Consider the following 14,464-nt stretch of genomic DNA (forward strand, 5'->3'; position numbering starts at 1 on the left):
GACACCTGGACCCGGCTGGAGGTGGCACCTATCGTAGGCAGCGTGGCACACATACTCCAATCTGAGCCCGAAGAAACCACCCCAGGCACAGACAGCGACTCATCGCTGTATCTGGACCTCCTGATCAAGGTGTTGGCCGGGACGGTGTATGAGGATCCCGCGCACCGGGAAAACTTCTCCCATCGCGATTCGACGTACCGGGAAGAGGTCCGCAACGAGGGACGCGACTGGCCGGCGAACGCGCACACGATGATCGGAATCAAACGCCTCGAAAACATTCGGCAATGTGTCGAGGATGTTATTGGCAACAATGTCCCCGGTGACCTCGTGGAAACTGGGGTGTGGCGTGGGGGAGCATGCATCTTCATGCGGGGAATTCTGCGCGCCCATGACGTGCGCGACCGGACGGTGTGGGTCGCTGACTCCTTCCAGGGCATTCCTGACGTCGGTGAGGACGGCCATGCCGGCGACCGGAAGATGGCGCTGCATCGGCGGAATTCGGTGCTCGCGGTGTCCGAGGACGAGGTCCGGCGCAACTTCCGCAACTACGACCTGCTCGACGAGCAGGTGCGGTTCCTTCCCGGCTGGTTCAAGGACACGCTGCCCACCGCGCCGATCGACGCGCTCGCCGTACTGCGGATGGACGGGGACCTGTATGAATCCACCTGGGATACCCTGACCAACCTCTACCCGAAGGTGTCCGTCGGTGGCTACGTCATCGTGGACGACTACCTCATGTGCCCGCCGTGCAAAGTCGCGGTGGACGAATACCGTGCGCGGTACGACATCGCCGACGAACTGATCAGGATCGACCGCGACGGTGTCTACTGGCAGCGCACCAAGTAGCCCCACGGCGACGGAGGGCACAAGAACACTAATCGCGGACCCGGATCAGAATGCGGTGACCCGTAATGTGTACTCACTCAGAACATCGGTCCGTGCAGGGCTCTTCAGCCACGGGGGTATTGCATCGAGTCCCTAACTCTCTCAGCTTCTACTACCAGCATCTGCTCGTGGCCAGTGAGCGGATCGACACCACGTGGGCCAGTACCGGTTCCTGGTTCGAACCGAGCTGGCAACTTCCCAAACTCGGCCCCGAGCTGGACGAGTTCTTTTCGGTCAGCGCAATTTCCGCCGGCGAACTCGGCGAATACCGAGGACGTCGGCTTCACTTCCTCAACCTGACCGAGAACCCGGGCACGCGTACCACGAAGACGTTCGGCTCCTCAGTGATCGTGGCCCGCGCGGTGCGGCATACCGAGCTGACCGGCGAGCCGGTGCTGCTGGTGACCCCGTCGGCGGCCAACAAGGCGGTGGCGCTGCGGAACGCGGTGTTACGCGCCTACGAGGTCGGCCTGTCGGACCCGAGCAGGCTGCGCGTGGTCACCGTGGTGCCGGCCAGCTCACTGCCCAAACTGTGGGCCTCCGGCCTCGATGCCGATCCGGCGTTGCACGCGGCCAACCCGATGGGCGTCTACTCCGGCCCCGAGCGTGAACACGTCAAGAAGATCACAACGGCCGCCATCGATGACCTGGTCGCCAACGATCCTGTCCTGCGCGGATTTCGAGTCTGGTACACGCTGAACCCGAAGAACTACATGGTGGCCGACTTCATTCGGACACTGTTCGAGTATGAGTGCTTCCCGCCTGTCGGCGAGCGGTGGCACACCCACGCCGTCTCCAGCGCCTACGGTTTCCTCGGACACGACCTGGGCCGGCAGATGGCGGCCGAGGACGGTGTCCGGTTCGACGTGCCGCAGCGCTACTTGCTGGTGCAGCACTTGGAGACGCCGGATCTCGTCAGCGCCGTTACCGGCATTGACATCGAGACCGTGGTCCGGGATCTGTACCGGGCCGCCGGTGACGGCTTGCTGACCAGGCCCGCGGATGCCGATTCCCGGTTGCCCGAGTACTGCTATTCACCCGGCGAGCGTCTGGAACGGACCTTCTACACGCGCAACCCGCCGACGACGAAAGCGGTCCGGCGACTGGTGGCCGACCACGGCGGCGATGGCATCGTGGTTTCCCTGCCGGAGTGCGTCAACCGATACGCCTTCGTCCGAGATCTGTTGCGCGGCGCCGACTTCCACCGACTGCCGGAGGACCCCCGCCAGCTGCGGGAGTGGGCCATGGTGATGTCCGCCGTCGGCTGCCTCAACGCGATCGACCGTGACGTGATCCCCGCCGGTGCCGACGTGGTCATCCATGGCTCGGGCGCGTATTCCGAAGGTGAGTTCGACCAGATCGACCGGAGTCGGCTGATCGAGGTGAACACCCCGGACGAGGTACGCGCGCTCATCGGCGGTGCGATCCAGGCGGACGGCGAGGGCGGTTGATGAGTACATCGGTTGTCAAGCCTGCTGAGGACGTGGCCGGTCGGCTCGCGCGGATCCTGACGACCGGTCGGTCCGGTCCGTTCCTGGGCACCCCATGCGGCGTACTCGCCCAGCTGTACCGCGAGCTCGACGCCGCGTGCGGGATGCGGACCATCGCGCGGGAGGACTCCGCGGTCGGGGTCGCGGCCGGCGCGGCACTGGCCGGCCGGCAGCCGGTGGTCTTGATGCAGAACTCCGGGTTCGGCCAGTCGGTCAACGCCTTCGCGTCGTTGATCATGCCCTGCCGGCTCGACGTGGTCACGGTCATCAGCGTCCGGGGCATGGCCCCGGACAACACTGAGGAGAACAGTGCTATGGGCACGCTCACTCCGACGATCCTGGCCGGTCTGAACGCGGACTTCCGCTGGCTCGCCGACGGCGCCGACCTGACAGAGGCCACAGCCGACTGGCTCGCCACCAAGGTGGACGAACCGCGGTTCCTGCTCATCGCCCCCGGACTGTTCGGCTGGCGCCCGTGACGATCCGCACGGTGACGCACTCGCCGCAGACCAAGGTGGCAGCCATCGCCGAGATCATCGGCGCGTCCGGGGACACGCCGATCGTGTTCACCACCGGCTATGCCTGCCGTATCGCCCACGACATCCAGGACAAGCCCGGGCACTTCTACATGGTCGGCTCCATGGGGCTGGCCGGCTGTGTCGCCGCGGGCGTCGCGGCCGGGCTGTCCCAACCGGTGATCGTCGTCGACGGGGACGGCGCGTTGGCGATGAATCCCGGCGCGCTCTTGCTGGCCGCCGAGTTCACCGCGTTGCCGCTGATCCACATCGTGTTGGACGACCGCGCGTACAGTTCCACAGGTGCCCAGCCCACCCCGCCGGTCGGGAACATCGAGTCCTGGGCGGCCTCGCTCGGCTATCTGGTGCTGTCCCCACCACCGGCCGACGGCGTCGGCTCCGTGGTGGCCGGCCTCCTCGCCGGCGAGCTCACCCGGCCACATCTGTTGCGCCTGCCGGTCGCGTCGGATGGGCAGAACGTCCCCGGCCGGATCGAGGGCCGCCTGGCCGGATACGCGGCTCGGTTCCGCACGCACTGCCGGGGCTTGCGGGCCAGGTCCGAACTGCCCGTCGTGTGAACGGCCGGCGGCCGTCGAGAACTGGAAGGTCGATGCAGCCTGTTGAGAGCGGACGCGGACGAGCAGTCGGTACCTGCGGCGAGCTCGTGCAAGGCACGGTCGACGGCCGCGAGCTGATGGTGACCTTCCCCGTCGACTGGTACAGCGACGTGGTCGTGCGTGGCTCCTACCTGCCCGGTGTCCGGGTGTGGCCACGGTCGAAGGCCAAGGTCCGCCGGATGTGCGATGTGCTGCTCGACCGGCTGGTCGGGGCCAGTTCCGCCGATGTCGGGCTGGACGTGCTGGTCAGCTCGATGATCCCGGAGGGCCGCGGACACGCGAGCAGCTCCGCGGACCTGACGGCGCTGTGCCGGGCGATGGCGCGGTGGCTCGGCGTGCCGCTCGCTGACGACGACATCATGCGGCTGTGCTGCGAGCTGGAGCCGTCCGATGCGGTGTGCCATCCGGTCCCCACACTGTTCGACTTCATCCGCGGCGAGGTGCTGTTGCGCTACGACGACCCGCCGCCGATGGCTGCGCTGGTGCTGGACGAGGGTGGCGCGGTGGACACCGTGACCATGCGGCGGCTTCCCTGTACCGAGGCCGAGAGCGAGCGGTTGGCCTTGGCGTTCGACTTGGTGGACCGGGGATTCCGGCTGGGTGATCTCGCGTTGATCGGCCGGGCCGCGGTGATCAGCGCCGAGGTCAACCAGCGGCGGGTGTACAAGCGGTACTTCGAGGTTGCCAGGGAAGTGGCGGATGCCTGTGGCAGTTACGGAGTCTCGGTCGCGCACAGCGGGACCACGCTGGCACTGCTGTTCGATCAGCATGAGGTGGAGGGAATCCGCGCGGCCAACGCGGCGCTGAGATCAGCCGCCCCCGACTGCGAACTGTTTCTGCTCAACGCGGTGGTCCCGACGCGGCGGCCGGCACCCGATGTGACTGAACTGCCCACTCGCTGACGGCGAACGAGTGAGTCGATTCCCTTTTGGCCGGTGAATTCCTCGGGGGGTGCCAGTGGGTGCGATCAGGTTCGCTCTGCCGAAGCAGGGCCGGCCGATCAGCATTGCCGGGTACCGAACGGCCGCCCGGCGGGTCCTGCCCGACCTGGTGTGGGCGTACGTGGAGAACGGCGCGGACGATTCCGTCACGTTGGCGGCCAACCGGTCTGCGTTCGCCCGCTGGTCCCTGCGTCAACGAGTGCTGCGCAGTTCCGCTGGGCGGAAAACGGCTGCCCGGTTCGGAAACACCGAGCTGGCGATCCCGGTGTTGATCGCGCCAACCGGGATCAACGGACTGGTGCACGGGCGCGGCGAGTTGGCCACCGCATGCGGTGCGGCCGCAGCCGGTACCAGGATCGTGTTGAGCACGGCAGCGTCCTATTCCGTCGAAGAGGTAGCCGAGGCGAGCCCGGTCGGACACTGGCTGCAGGTCTATCCGTGGCGCGATCGAGAACTCATGGACTGGCTGCTCGAGCGCGGCCGACGAGCCGATTGCCCAACGCTGGTGGTCACCGTTGACACACCGGTGTTCGGAAACCGCGAACCGGAACGGCTGCAGGGCATGAGCATCCCGCCCGTGCTCACCCCCAGACACCTGTTGGACGCCGCGCTGCACCCTCGATGGGCGTACGAAGTCCTGCGCCACCAACGGGTGTTCACGGGCAACCTGGTCGGGATGAGCGGAGTGACGGCCGGTGCGCTCGCGGCCAAGGTGCGCCGGGAACGGATGATGGCCGGCGAACTCGACTGGGACGACTTCGCCAGGGTCCGCGCGCAGTGGCAGGGACTCTGTTACGTCAAGGGAATCCTGGACGCAGATGACGCAGAACGCGCTGTTTCGCTTGGTGCGGACGGGATCATCGTGTCCAATCACGGCGGCCGGCAGCTGGACGGCGCCCCGGCCACACTGGACGCGCTGCCCGTGATCGCCGACCGGCTGGCCCACCGGGCCACGGTGCTCATCGACGGCGGGATCCGCAGAGGCACCGACGTGGTGAAGGCTCTGTGCCTTGGTGCGGACGGCTGCCTGATCGGTCGCCCGGCGCTCTACGGACTTGCCGTGGGCGGCGAGTCCGGGGTCGAACACGTGCTCAACATCCTGCGCGAGGAAATCGACCGGACCCTGGCGCTCATGGGCTGCTCGGACGTCGCCGATCTCGGCCGGGACTGGCTCATCCCCGGGTAGCACCGCCGGCGCAACCGGGGACGGTGTCCCACCGAACGGATGCCGGACATGGGTTCAGTTGGGCCGGCCGCCGTCGGTGGCCGGGGCGCCGGGCTGCTCGGACGGACGCCGATCTCGCGTGGCCAGTAGGGCGATGACGGTGATCAGCAGTGTGATCGCGATCGCCACGGTGGAGCCGAGGAGCCCGTCGGTGGCGGCGCGGAGATGGTCGCCGCGGTGGGCGGTCAGGGAGCCGAAGTACAGGGCTCCGATGACAGCTACCCCGATCGTCGATCCGATGCGCTGCCCGGTTTGCAGGACGGCGCCGGCGGCACTTCCCTCGGTCAGGGGCACCGTTTGCAGGGCCAGCGTCAGGTTCGGTCCGATCACCAGCCCGCTGCCCACGCCGGCGAGCAGCAGCGGCCCGGCCACGAGCAGCCACACAGGGCCGCCCGCGCGGTGGCCGATCAGGGCGAGCAGCCCGGCGGATCCCAGTGCGACGGCGGCCAGCCCGATGACGACCAGCCGGCGTCCGACCCGGTGGACCACGCGGCCGGCCAGCGGGGCGCTGATCGCCGCGCCGAGCGCGGTGGGGGTCCCGACGGCGCCGGCGGCCAGCGCCGAGTAGCCCAGCCCCTGTTGGAAGTACAGCGACACCACGAACGGGATGCCGACAAAGCCGGCGAAGTAGCCCATGCCGACGAACGCGCTTATCGCATAGTCGCGCTGGCGCAACATCGCGAGGTTGACCAGCCGTGCCCGGCCGGAGCGCGTGCAGTGCTGCTCCCAGGCGATGAAACACGCCAGCAGCAGGGCCGACAGCCCGAGCAGGTACCAGGGCACCGACGGCTGTCGCTGCTCAGCCGCGATCAGCGGCAGGATCAGCGCGGCGACACCGGATCCGAGGAGTGCTATCCCGAGCAGGTCGAGTCGAACTCCTCGTACCTGCTGCCGATCGCGGGGGAGCCACCGCAAACCCAAGGGGAGCGACAGCGCCGCGATGGGCACGTTCACCAAGAACACCCACCGCCATCCGCCGCCAGGACCGCCGGCCTGGACCAGCAGACCGCCGACCAGCGGGCCGATGGCCGTGGTCGCGGCGATCATCCCGCTGTACGCCCCGCCTGCCTTGCCCAGTTCCGGACCCCGTGCGAACAGCTGCTGCATCAGCCCGACCACCTGCGGCGTCACCACCCCTGCGGCGAGGCCCTGCACCAGCCTGGCGACCACGAGCCACCACCCGGAGGCCGCCAGCCCACAGGCCAGGCTGCCGAACGCGAACAAGCCCAGCCCGACCAGCAGCGTGCGCCGCCTGCCGAGCTGGTCGCCCAGCGCCCCGGCGGGCACCAGCACCACCCCGAAGGTCAGTGTGTAGCCGAACGCCGCCCACAACACCTGCCCGGCCGACAAGTGCAGCCCGGCCTGCATCGAGGGGACCGCGACGTTGATGACGCTCACGTCCAGCAGCGTCACGAATCCCGCCAGCAGGCACACCGAGTACGCTGCCCAGCGCCCTGCCTGCATCGGTTCGGCCACGTCGGTCTCTCTCATACCGGCCCTTCCGTCTTGGCTGATGACGTCTACTCGCCGACTTCACTTCAGCCGGTCCCACCAGAGCCGATCAATGACCAACATGGTCATGGAACAATCACCGATAGGAATCGATCGAGGTGCGGAGGGCGGTAGCGATGGAGGTTCGGCAGTTGCGCTACTTCGTCGCCGTCGCCGAGTGTGAACACTTCGGGCGGGCGGCCGAGACCCTGCACATCGTTCAAGCCGCGGTGAGCAAGCAAGTCGCGCGGCTGGAGCGCGAACTCGGACTCACGCTGTTCGACCGGTCCCACCGCCGGGTCCGACTCACCCCGGACGGCCAGGCCTTCCTGGTCCACGCACGCCGCGCGCTACGCGGCATCGACCGTGCCGCCGCCGCGGCCGCCGACCTGGCCGCCGGTAACACAGGCGTGCTGCGCATCGGTAGCAGCATTGGACTCGGCCCCCGCGTCGATGCCGCACTCGCGGTCGTCCGCAGCGCGTACCCCGGCATCACGCTCCAGGTGACGACCTCTGCCTCGACAACCGGTCATCTCGCCGCCGTCGCCGACCACGATCTCGACGCCGCCTTCGTGGCCGCACCACAGGCCACCCCGGGCGTGCGGGTTCATCACCTCTGGGACGAGCCGTTGCTCCTGGCCGTCCCCGCTGCACGCGCCGGCTCCGCCGGCGACCTCGCGACCCTCGCTGAACTCCCTCTGGCCCGATACGCTCGCGCGGAAAGCCCCGGTACCGACGACCTGATCACCGCTGCCTGCCAGGCGGCCGGGTTCACCCCCCGGAAGGGCCCCACCCTCACCCGAGCCCAAGACCTCCTCACCGGACCCGTTTCCGCCGGAGACTGCTGGGCCCTACTCGCCGCAGACCTCCTCCACCACGTCCCCACCGCTGTCGCCCTCGTCCCGCCCGTCCCTGCGGTCCTCGTACCCACCGCACTCGCGCTACCCGATCCCGTACGCCGTGCCGTCGTGCTCAACCTGCTCACCGTCGCCCGGACCGGGACCGTCTGACGACCGGTGTTCCCGGCCCGCCACGCCGGGTCCATCCCGTGAACGGTGTTTCTGGCGCCGGCCGCAGGTCAAACCTGGCGGCCGAGTTTCGGGAGCGCTATGGAGTACCGAAACTTTCTCAATCAATAACCACCCACGGACTCATTCACCTTGACAACTATGGCGGCGGGGCTGGAAGCTCGCATGGTGAATCGGTGGTTAGTAACTGGTGCGGGGGGAATGCTCGGGAGGGATTTGGTGGGGGTTTTGGAGGCGCTGAACGAACCAGTGCTTGCTGCCACTCGGCAGGATCTCGACATCACTGACCCCTTTTCTGTCCGAGCCGTTGTCTCCAGGTATCAACCGACGACTGTCGTCAATTGCGCAGCATGGACGCGATTTCATGAAGCGGAGGCCGGTGAAGCGGATGCCCTTCTTGTCAACGGAAGAGGGGTAAGAGAGCTGGCTACGATATGCGGCGATCGATCGATACGGTTGGTCCATCTCTCCACCGATTACGTTTTCGACGGCGCGAGTTGCCGGCCCTATGCCGAAAGTGCGACCACCGGTCCGATCAACGCATACGGCCGGACAAAGCTGGCCGGCGAGCAGGCTGTGCTCGAGTTGCTGCCGGACGACGGGACGATCGTAAGAACCGCCTGGCTGTACGGCCGACATGGCACGAACTTCATTCGCAAGATGGTCCGGCTGGAGCAGACGCGCAAGACGGTGGACGTGGTGGACGATCAGTGGGGCCAGCCGACGTGGACTGTGGATGTGGCACAACAGATCGTGGCACTCGTTCGGCACGGTGCGTCCGGCGTGTTCCACGGGACAAGCTCAGGCGAGACCACGTGGTACGACTTCGCCCGGATGATCTTCCGGCTGCTCGGTGCGGATCCCGGACGAATCCGCCCGGTGCGCAGCGACCAGGTCGCCGGCGGCGACCTGCGTCCCCGGTACACGGTGTTGGGGCATGCCGCCTGGCGCGAGGCCGGGCTGACGCCGATTCGGCACTGGTCCGCCGCTCTGGAGCAGTCGTTTTCCCTTCTGGCTGACGATGAATTGTAATCCTCCTCGAGCAAGAGAAAGGGGGTTCCGCGGATGCGACTTCTGGTGACGGGCGGTGCCGGCTTCATTGGCTCGGAGTTCGTCCGGGCTACCTTGCGTGGCGCTCTGCCGGGCTCATCGGGAACCCACATCACCGTTCTGGACAAATTGACATACTCCGGCAACGAGCTCAACCTGGCACCGATCGCGGACCTGCAGAATTACCGGTTCGTGCAAGGCGACATCTGTGATCGGGATCTGGTGGACGACGTGGTCGCCGGACACGACGCGCTCGTGCACTTCGCTGCTGAGACACATGTGGATCGCTCGATCGAAGGCGCCGCTTCGTTTGTCCGTACGAACGCACTGGGTACGCAGGTGCTGCTGGAAGCGGCTTCCCGTCACCGATTGGGACGGTTCGTTCACGTCTCGACCGACGAGGTGTACGGATCGATTTCCGAGGGCGCCTGGACCGAGGAATCCCCGGTGGCCCCGAACGCACCGTACGCGGCAGCCAAGGCGGCAGGAGACCTGCTGGCGCTGGCCTGGCACCGGACCCGGAAGCTCGACGTCGTGGTCACCAGATGCACCAACAACTATGGGCCGTACCAGTTTCCGGAAAAGCTGATCCCGCTGTTCACGACCAATCTCCTGGACGGGCAGCAGGTTCCGGTGTATGGGGACGGCCACAACCGCCGGCAGTGGCTGCACGTGTCGGATCACTGTCGCGCCATCCAGTGCGTGCTCCTTGGTGGTCGGCCCGGGGAGGTGTACCACATTGGCGGTGGCACCGAGTTGACCAACCTCGAACTGACCGAATACATCCTCAAGGCCTGTGGTGCCGGCTGGGACATGGTGAGGCATGTTCCGGACAGGCTGGGACATGATCTCCGCTATTCGCTGGACACCACCAAAATTCGTACGGAACTCGGCTATTCGCCTCGTGTCGCGTTCGCGGACGGGCTGGCGGAGACAGTGGAGTGGTACCGCACTCAGCGTGGTTGGTGGGAACCGCTTAAAAATCCTGACAAAGCGACGGGTTCACCAACCGACGCCAGCAGATGACGGCGCAGCCGGGCGGAGGGACGCCTCGTGGACGTCGTCACTGGTCTCCCACCGCGTCCACAACTCGTCGGACATTCCCGTGAGGGGGAGGAAGAGATGCAGGACATCGTGCGTCCCATCAACGAGTGCCGGGTGTGCGGGCACAACGACTGGCTTGATGTGGTCTCGTTCGGATCGACGCCATTGGCCGGAAACCTGCTCGGCGCGGAAGACGACCCAGGGGATGAGACTCTGTTCCCGCTGGATGTCGGCGTGTGCCGGAAATGCTGGCTGATGACACTGCGACATGTCATCGAACCCGATGTCCTTTTCGGGCACTACCGTTACGTCGCCTCGGACGCAGGCTCGATCATCCAGCACATGCGACAGCTCGTCGAACTGTGTATCCGCTGGGTCGGCCTGACCGACAGGGATCTCGTCGTGGAGTTCGGCAGTAACACCGGTGCTCACCTGGAGCTGTTCCAGCAGGCCGGCATGCGGGTGGTTGGCGTTGATCCCGCGCGCAATCTCGCCGACATCGCCAATGACCGCGACGTCAGAACGATTCCTGCCGGCTTCACCACCGAAGTCGGCCAGGAGATCGCGACCGAACATGGTCCGGCGCGACTGGTGTTCGGTCGCCAGTGTTTCGCCCACATCAACGACATCCACGAAGTCCTGAACGGAGTCTCCGCCCTGCTGGCGCCCGATGGCCTGTTCTTCGTGGAAGTTCCCTATCTGGTGGAACTGCTCGCAAACAATCAGTTCGACACCATCTTTCACGAACATCTTTCCTACTTTTCGCTCGGCGCGCTGTGCAGGCTGTTCGAGGCCCACGGGCTTCGCGTCGTGGACGTACAGACAGCCGATGTGCACGGCGGTTCGATCGTGGTCTTCGCCGCGCCGGCCACCGCCGGCCATGAGGTGCGGCCCGCCGTTGCCGAGATGCTCGCGGAAGAACGAAGGCAGGGCATCGCAGAGGAGAGTACGTACCAGAAATTCGCCGAGCGTACGGAACGGGTGCGCGCGCAGATCCGGGAACTGGTGCGCGGCTTGGTGGCAGAGGGCAAGACAGTGGCTGGATACGGCGCACCGACCAAAGGCAGCGCACTGCTGGCCGCATGCGGGCTGGGGCATCAGGAGATCCGGTTCTGCAGCGACACAACAGCTCTGAAGCAGGGAAAACTCCTACCGGGCTCCAGAGTTCCGATCTGGTCGCCGGAACAAGCAAGCGACCATGTGCCGGACTACTACCTGCTGTTGGCCTGGAACTACGCGCCGGAGATCATCAACAAGGAGAAGTCGTTCCTGGAAAAGGGCGGCCGTTTCATTGTTCCCATACCCGAACCGCGCGTGATATCTGCGGAGTCGGCGTGGTGACATCGAAGGGTGCACCAACGATGATCAGGCGTTGTCAGGTTGCTGATGAGGTGGCTGGTTGAGGGGAATCCTTCTTGCGGGCGGTACCGGCTCCAGGCTGTGGCCGGTCACCCGGGCTGTTTCCAAGCAGTTGATACCGGTCTTCGACAAGCCGATGATCTACTACCCGCTGACCACGCTGATGATGGCCGGCATACGGGAGATCCTGGTGATCACGCGCCCCGAGGACCAGCGCCAGTTCCGTCACCTCCTCGGCGACGGCTCGCAACTGGGCCTGTGTCTTGAGTACGCCGTCCAAGAGAAGCCCGAGGGTATCGCGCAGGCGTTTGTCCTGGGTGCCGAGTTCATCGGCGACCAGTCGGTGGCCTTGGTCCTCGGGGACAACATCTTCCATGGCGCGGGCCTGGGAGCCAGGCTGCGTCAGTACAGCGATCCCGCCGGGGGACGGATCTTCGCCTACGTTGTAGCCGACCCCACGGCCTACGCGGTAGTGGAGTTCGACGAGGCCGGTACGGCCGTCTCCATAGAGGAGAAGCCGGCCAGTCCCAAGTCGCGGTACGCCGTGCCGGGGTTGTACTTCTACGACAACCGGGTGGTGGAGGTCGCTCGCGACTTGATGCCGAGTCGGCGTGGCGAACTGGAGATCACCGCCGTCAACGAAACCTATCTGAAGTGGGGCCAGTTGAGGGTTACCGCGCTCGACCGGGGGGCCGCCTGGCTGGACACGGGAACGTTCACCTCCTTGGTCCAGGCATCGGAGTACGTGCGTGTGGTGGAAGAACGGCAGGGCCTCAAGGTCGGCTGCGTGGAAGAGGTCGCCTGGCGCTGCGGCCTCATCGGGAACGACCAGCTGCGGGAACTCAGCCGCCCGCTGCTCAAGAGCGGCTACGGCCGGTATCTCCTCGACCTGCTCGCCGATCAGGAGTTGCCGGAGTTGAAGTCGTCGTGAAACTTCGCCCGCTCGGCATGGAGGGTGCCTGGGAGATCACCCCCACGCAGCACGCCGTGCGCGGCGCGGTGTTCGATGTGGTGGTGGACCTGCGGGTCGGCTCGCCGACTTACGGGTGCAACCCGGCATCCGAGCACGGTGTGCACCCGCTCGATCCCGAATTGGCCATCAACTGGCCCGCCGGGACCCCGCTGCTCTCCGCCCGTGACCAGGACGCGCTCCTGCTCGCCGAAGAAGCCCGGGACCGGGGCCTGTTGCCCAGCTATGCGGCCTGTCAGGCACTCACGGCGCTGACGAGTCAATGACGGTCCGCGGCGTGCCGACCCAAGGGCCGGCACGCCGCGGCAGCGGGTCATGGGGACGATGGTGTCCGACACGGGTGTGCGGAAGGGCCGGCGGCCTGACGCAGCGCGACTGGCGACCCGCGGAGGGTTACGCCGGAAATAGTGCCCGTGGTGCTACGTGACAAGGCACCGAGAAACCCCCCGAGTGACCCCCTGTCGCATTTTCGCCGGGTCAAGGCAGAGGGGATCGGATTAGGTGGTGCGGGGCTCGCACAGCGGCGTACAGGGGTGTTCTCATCCCGCCGGCAAGGGGTGACTCCGGTACGCTCGGCAGCGTCTCGGTCGGCGACGTCCCGAGGTCCGTGTGCCTTGGGGTCCTGTTCGGGCTGCCGTGCCGTGTCTCCCCCGGTCGTCTGGCCGCTCCGCACCGTGGGGCGGGAGCGGGGTCTGCCATGCCCGAAAGAGAGCGTCTGTGACTACTTGCGACACTCGCACCGCCACCGACACCCGCGGATCCCAGCAGCCCGGGATGTACATCGGCTCCACGGGGGAGCGGGGGCTCCATCACCGACGGCGGGGTGCGGGTGGCGGACAACGGCCGCGGCATCCCGGTGGGGACGCACCCGGTGGAGAAGCGGCCGGCCGTCGGGGTGGTGCTGACCGTGCCGCACGCGGGCGGGAAGTTCGGGGGCGGCGGGTACGCGGTCTCCGGCGGTCTGATCTGGACCGACGGCCACCGGTGGACGCAGGACTACGGGGACGGCGCTCCCACCGCCCCACCGGCCCGCCACGAGGCCACCTCCCGGACGGGCACCTCGCTGACGTTCTGGGCGGACGGCGACACGCCAAGGACGTCCGCTTCCCCGACATCTGACCCTGGGCACTGCTCCCGCCCCTCTCGGAGCGTGACCCAAAGCCCCACCGCCACTCTGTTACTCAGGAGAGCACTGCGTGAGTACATTCCCCGCCCCGGCCGTCGGCAGCCGCCCCCAGGACGGCTCCGACTACACCGCACGGCACCTGATGGTGCTCGAAGGGCTCGAAGCCGTGCGCAAGCGCCCGGGCATGTACATCGGATCCAGCGACAGCCGCGGTCTGATGCACTGCCTGTGGGAGATCATCGACAACTCCGTGGACGAGGCCCTGGCCGGCGCCTGCGACCACATCGAGGTCATCCTCCACGACGACGGCTCCGTGGAAGTCACCGACAACGGCCGCGGCATCCCCGTGGACACCGAACTCCGCACCGGCCTGTCCGGAGTCGAGATCGCCTACACCAAACTCCACGCCGGTGGAAAATTCGGCGGCGGCTCCTACGCCGCCTCCGGTGGCCTGCATGGCGTCGGCGCCTCCGTGGTCAACGCGCTGTCCGCCCGGCTGGACATCGAGGTCGACCGCCACGGCCGCACTCACGTCATCAGCTTCCGCCGCGGCACACCCGGCACCTACACCGGCCCTGGACCCGACGCCCCCTTCACCCCCGCCCAGGGACTGCACCGGACCACCAAAATCCCCAAGTCGCGCACCGGCACGCGTGTGCGGTACTGGGCGGACCGGCAGATCTTCCTCAAGGACGCGAAGCTCTCCCTGGAGAACCTGCACCA

General features: G+C 67.0%; 14 protein-coding genes and 1 pseudogene. 14 read left to right on the forward strand and 1 reads right to left on the reverse strand.

The annotated features are described in order from the left end of the window. Window positions 1–51: 51 nt before the first annotated feature. The 6 genes from novP (at window position 52) to ACH45E_RS28105 (ending at window position 5,634) form a co-directional block, all read left to right on the forward strand. The gene (gene novP / locus ACH45E_RS28080; protein ID WP_361446960.1) at window positions 52–846 is read left to right on the forward strand and encodes a demethyldecarbamoylnovobiocin O-methyltransferase; all 795 of its coding nucleotides are present in this window, start codon (window positions 52–54) and stop codon (window positions 844–846) included. A 65-nt stretch (window positions 847–911) separates the two neighbouring features. Next, window positions 912–2,336 carry a DUF6002 family protein gene (locus ACH45E_RS28085; protein WP_361446906.1) on the forward strand — a complete coding sequence of 475 codons (1,425 nt, stop codon included), beginning with the start codon at window positions 912–914 and terminating at the stop codon, window positions 2,334–2,336. Further along, window positions 2,336–2,854 carry a hypothetical protein gene (locus tag ACH45E_RS28090; protein ID WP_361446908.1) on the forward strand — a complete coding sequence of 173 codons (519 nt, stop codon included), beginning with the start codon at window positions 2,336–2,338 and terminating at the stop codon, window positions 2,852–2,854. The genes ACH45E_RS28085 and ACH45E_RS28090 overlap by 1 nt, the downstream gene beginning before the upstream one ends. Next, on the forward strand, window positions 2,851–3,468 hold the full coding sequence (locus tag ACH45E_RS28095) for a thiamine pyrophosphate-dependent enzyme (RefSeq protein WP_361446910.1): 618 nt from the start codon (window positions 2,851–2,853) through the stop codon (window positions 3,466–3,468). The genes ACH45E_RS28090 and ACH45E_RS28095 overlap by 4 nt, the downstream gene beginning before the upstream one ends. 86 nt (window positions 3,469–3,554) lie before the next feature. Further along, window positions 3,555–4,409: a hypothetical protein gene (locus tag ACH45E_RS28100; RefSeq protein WP_361446912.1), complete on the forward strand. Its 855-nt coding sequence runs from the start codon at window positions 3,555–3,557 to the stop codon at window positions 4,407–4,409. Window positions 4,410–4,464: 55 nt separating this feature from the next. Continuing rightward, window positions 4,465–5,634: an alpha-hydroxy acid oxidase gene (locus ACH45E_RS28105; protein WP_361446914.1), complete on the forward strand. Its 1,170-nt coding sequence runs from the start codon at window positions 4,465–4,467 to the stop codon at window positions 5,632–5,634. A gap of 54 nt (window positions 5,635–5,688) precedes the next feature. Here the strand turns inward: ACH45E_RS28105 and ACH45E_RS28110 are convergent, their stop codons facing one another. After that, entirely contained in the window at window positions 5,689–7,164 is a 1,476-nt protein-coding gene (locus ACH45E_RS28110; RefSeq protein ID WP_361446916.1) for an MFS transporter, read from the reverse strand. 137 nt (window positions 7,165–7,301) lie between these two features. Here ACH45E_RS28110 and ACH45E_RS28115 point away from each other — a divergent pair, with 137 nt between their 5' ends. From ACH45E_RS28115 to ACH45E_RS28150, 8 genes and pseudogenes are all read left to right on the forward strand, one after another. Then, entirely contained in the window at window positions 7,302–8,174 is an 873-nt protein-coding gene (locus tag ACH45E_RS28115) for a LysR family transcriptional regulator (protein ID WP_361446918.1), read from the forward strand. 183 nt (window positions 8,175–8,357) lie between these two features. After that, on the forward strand, window positions 8,358–9,224 hold the full coding sequence (gene rfbD / locus ACH45E_RS28120) for a dTDP-4-dehydrorhamnose reductase (protein ID WP_361446962.1): 867 nt from the start codon (window positions 8,358–8,360) through the stop codon (window positions 9,222–9,224). Window positions 9,225–9,257: 33 nt separating this feature from the next. Further along, the gene (gene rfbB / locus ACH45E_RS28125; protein ID WP_361446920.1) at window positions 9,258–10,268 is read left to right on the forward strand and encodes a dTDP-glucose 4,6-dehydratase; all 1,011 of its coding nucleotides are present in this window, start codon (window positions 9,258–9,260) and stop codon (window positions 10,266–10,268) included. 96 nt (window positions 10,269–10,364) lie between these two features. Further along, complete coding sequence (locus ACH45E_RS28130; protein WP_361446922.1) at window positions 10,365–11,627, forward strand: class I SAM-dependent methyltransferase; 1,263 nt, start codon at window positions 10,365–10,367, stop codon at window positions 11,625–11,627. Between the two features lie 58 nt (window positions 11,628–11,685). After that, window positions 11,686–12,576 carry a glucose-1-phosphate thymidylyltransferase RfbA gene (gene rfbA, locus ACH45E_RS28135; RefSeq protein WP_361446924.1) on the forward strand — a complete coding sequence of 297 codons (891 nt, stop codon included), beginning with the start codon at window positions 11,686–11,688 and terminating at the stop codon, window positions 12,574–12,576. Beyond that, complete coding sequence (locus ACH45E_RS28140) at window positions 12,573–12,881, forward strand: hypothetical protein (RefSeq protein WP_361446926.1); 309 nt, start codon at window positions 12,573–12,575, stop codon at window positions 12,879–12,881. The genes rfbA and ACH45E_RS28140 overlap by 4 nt, the downstream gene beginning before the upstream one ends. A 451-nt stretch (window positions 12,882–13,332) precedes the next feature. After that, window positions 13,333–13,717, forward strand: a pseudogene (locus ACH45E_RS28145) (DNA topoisomerase IV subunit B); the annotation flags it as partial. 94 nt (window positions 13,718–13,811) lie between these two features. After that, window positions 13,812–14,464, forward strand: a 653-nt coding sequence (locus ACH45E_RS28150; RefSeq protein ID WP_361446928.1) for an ATP-binding protein, incomplete at its 3' end; no start/stop codon positions are given.

Source organism: Streptomyces sp. NPDC020299 (genome assembly GCF_044387825.1).
Taxonomy (GTDB): Bacteria; Actinomycetota; Actinomycetes; order Streptomycetales; family Streptomycetaceae; genus Streptomyces.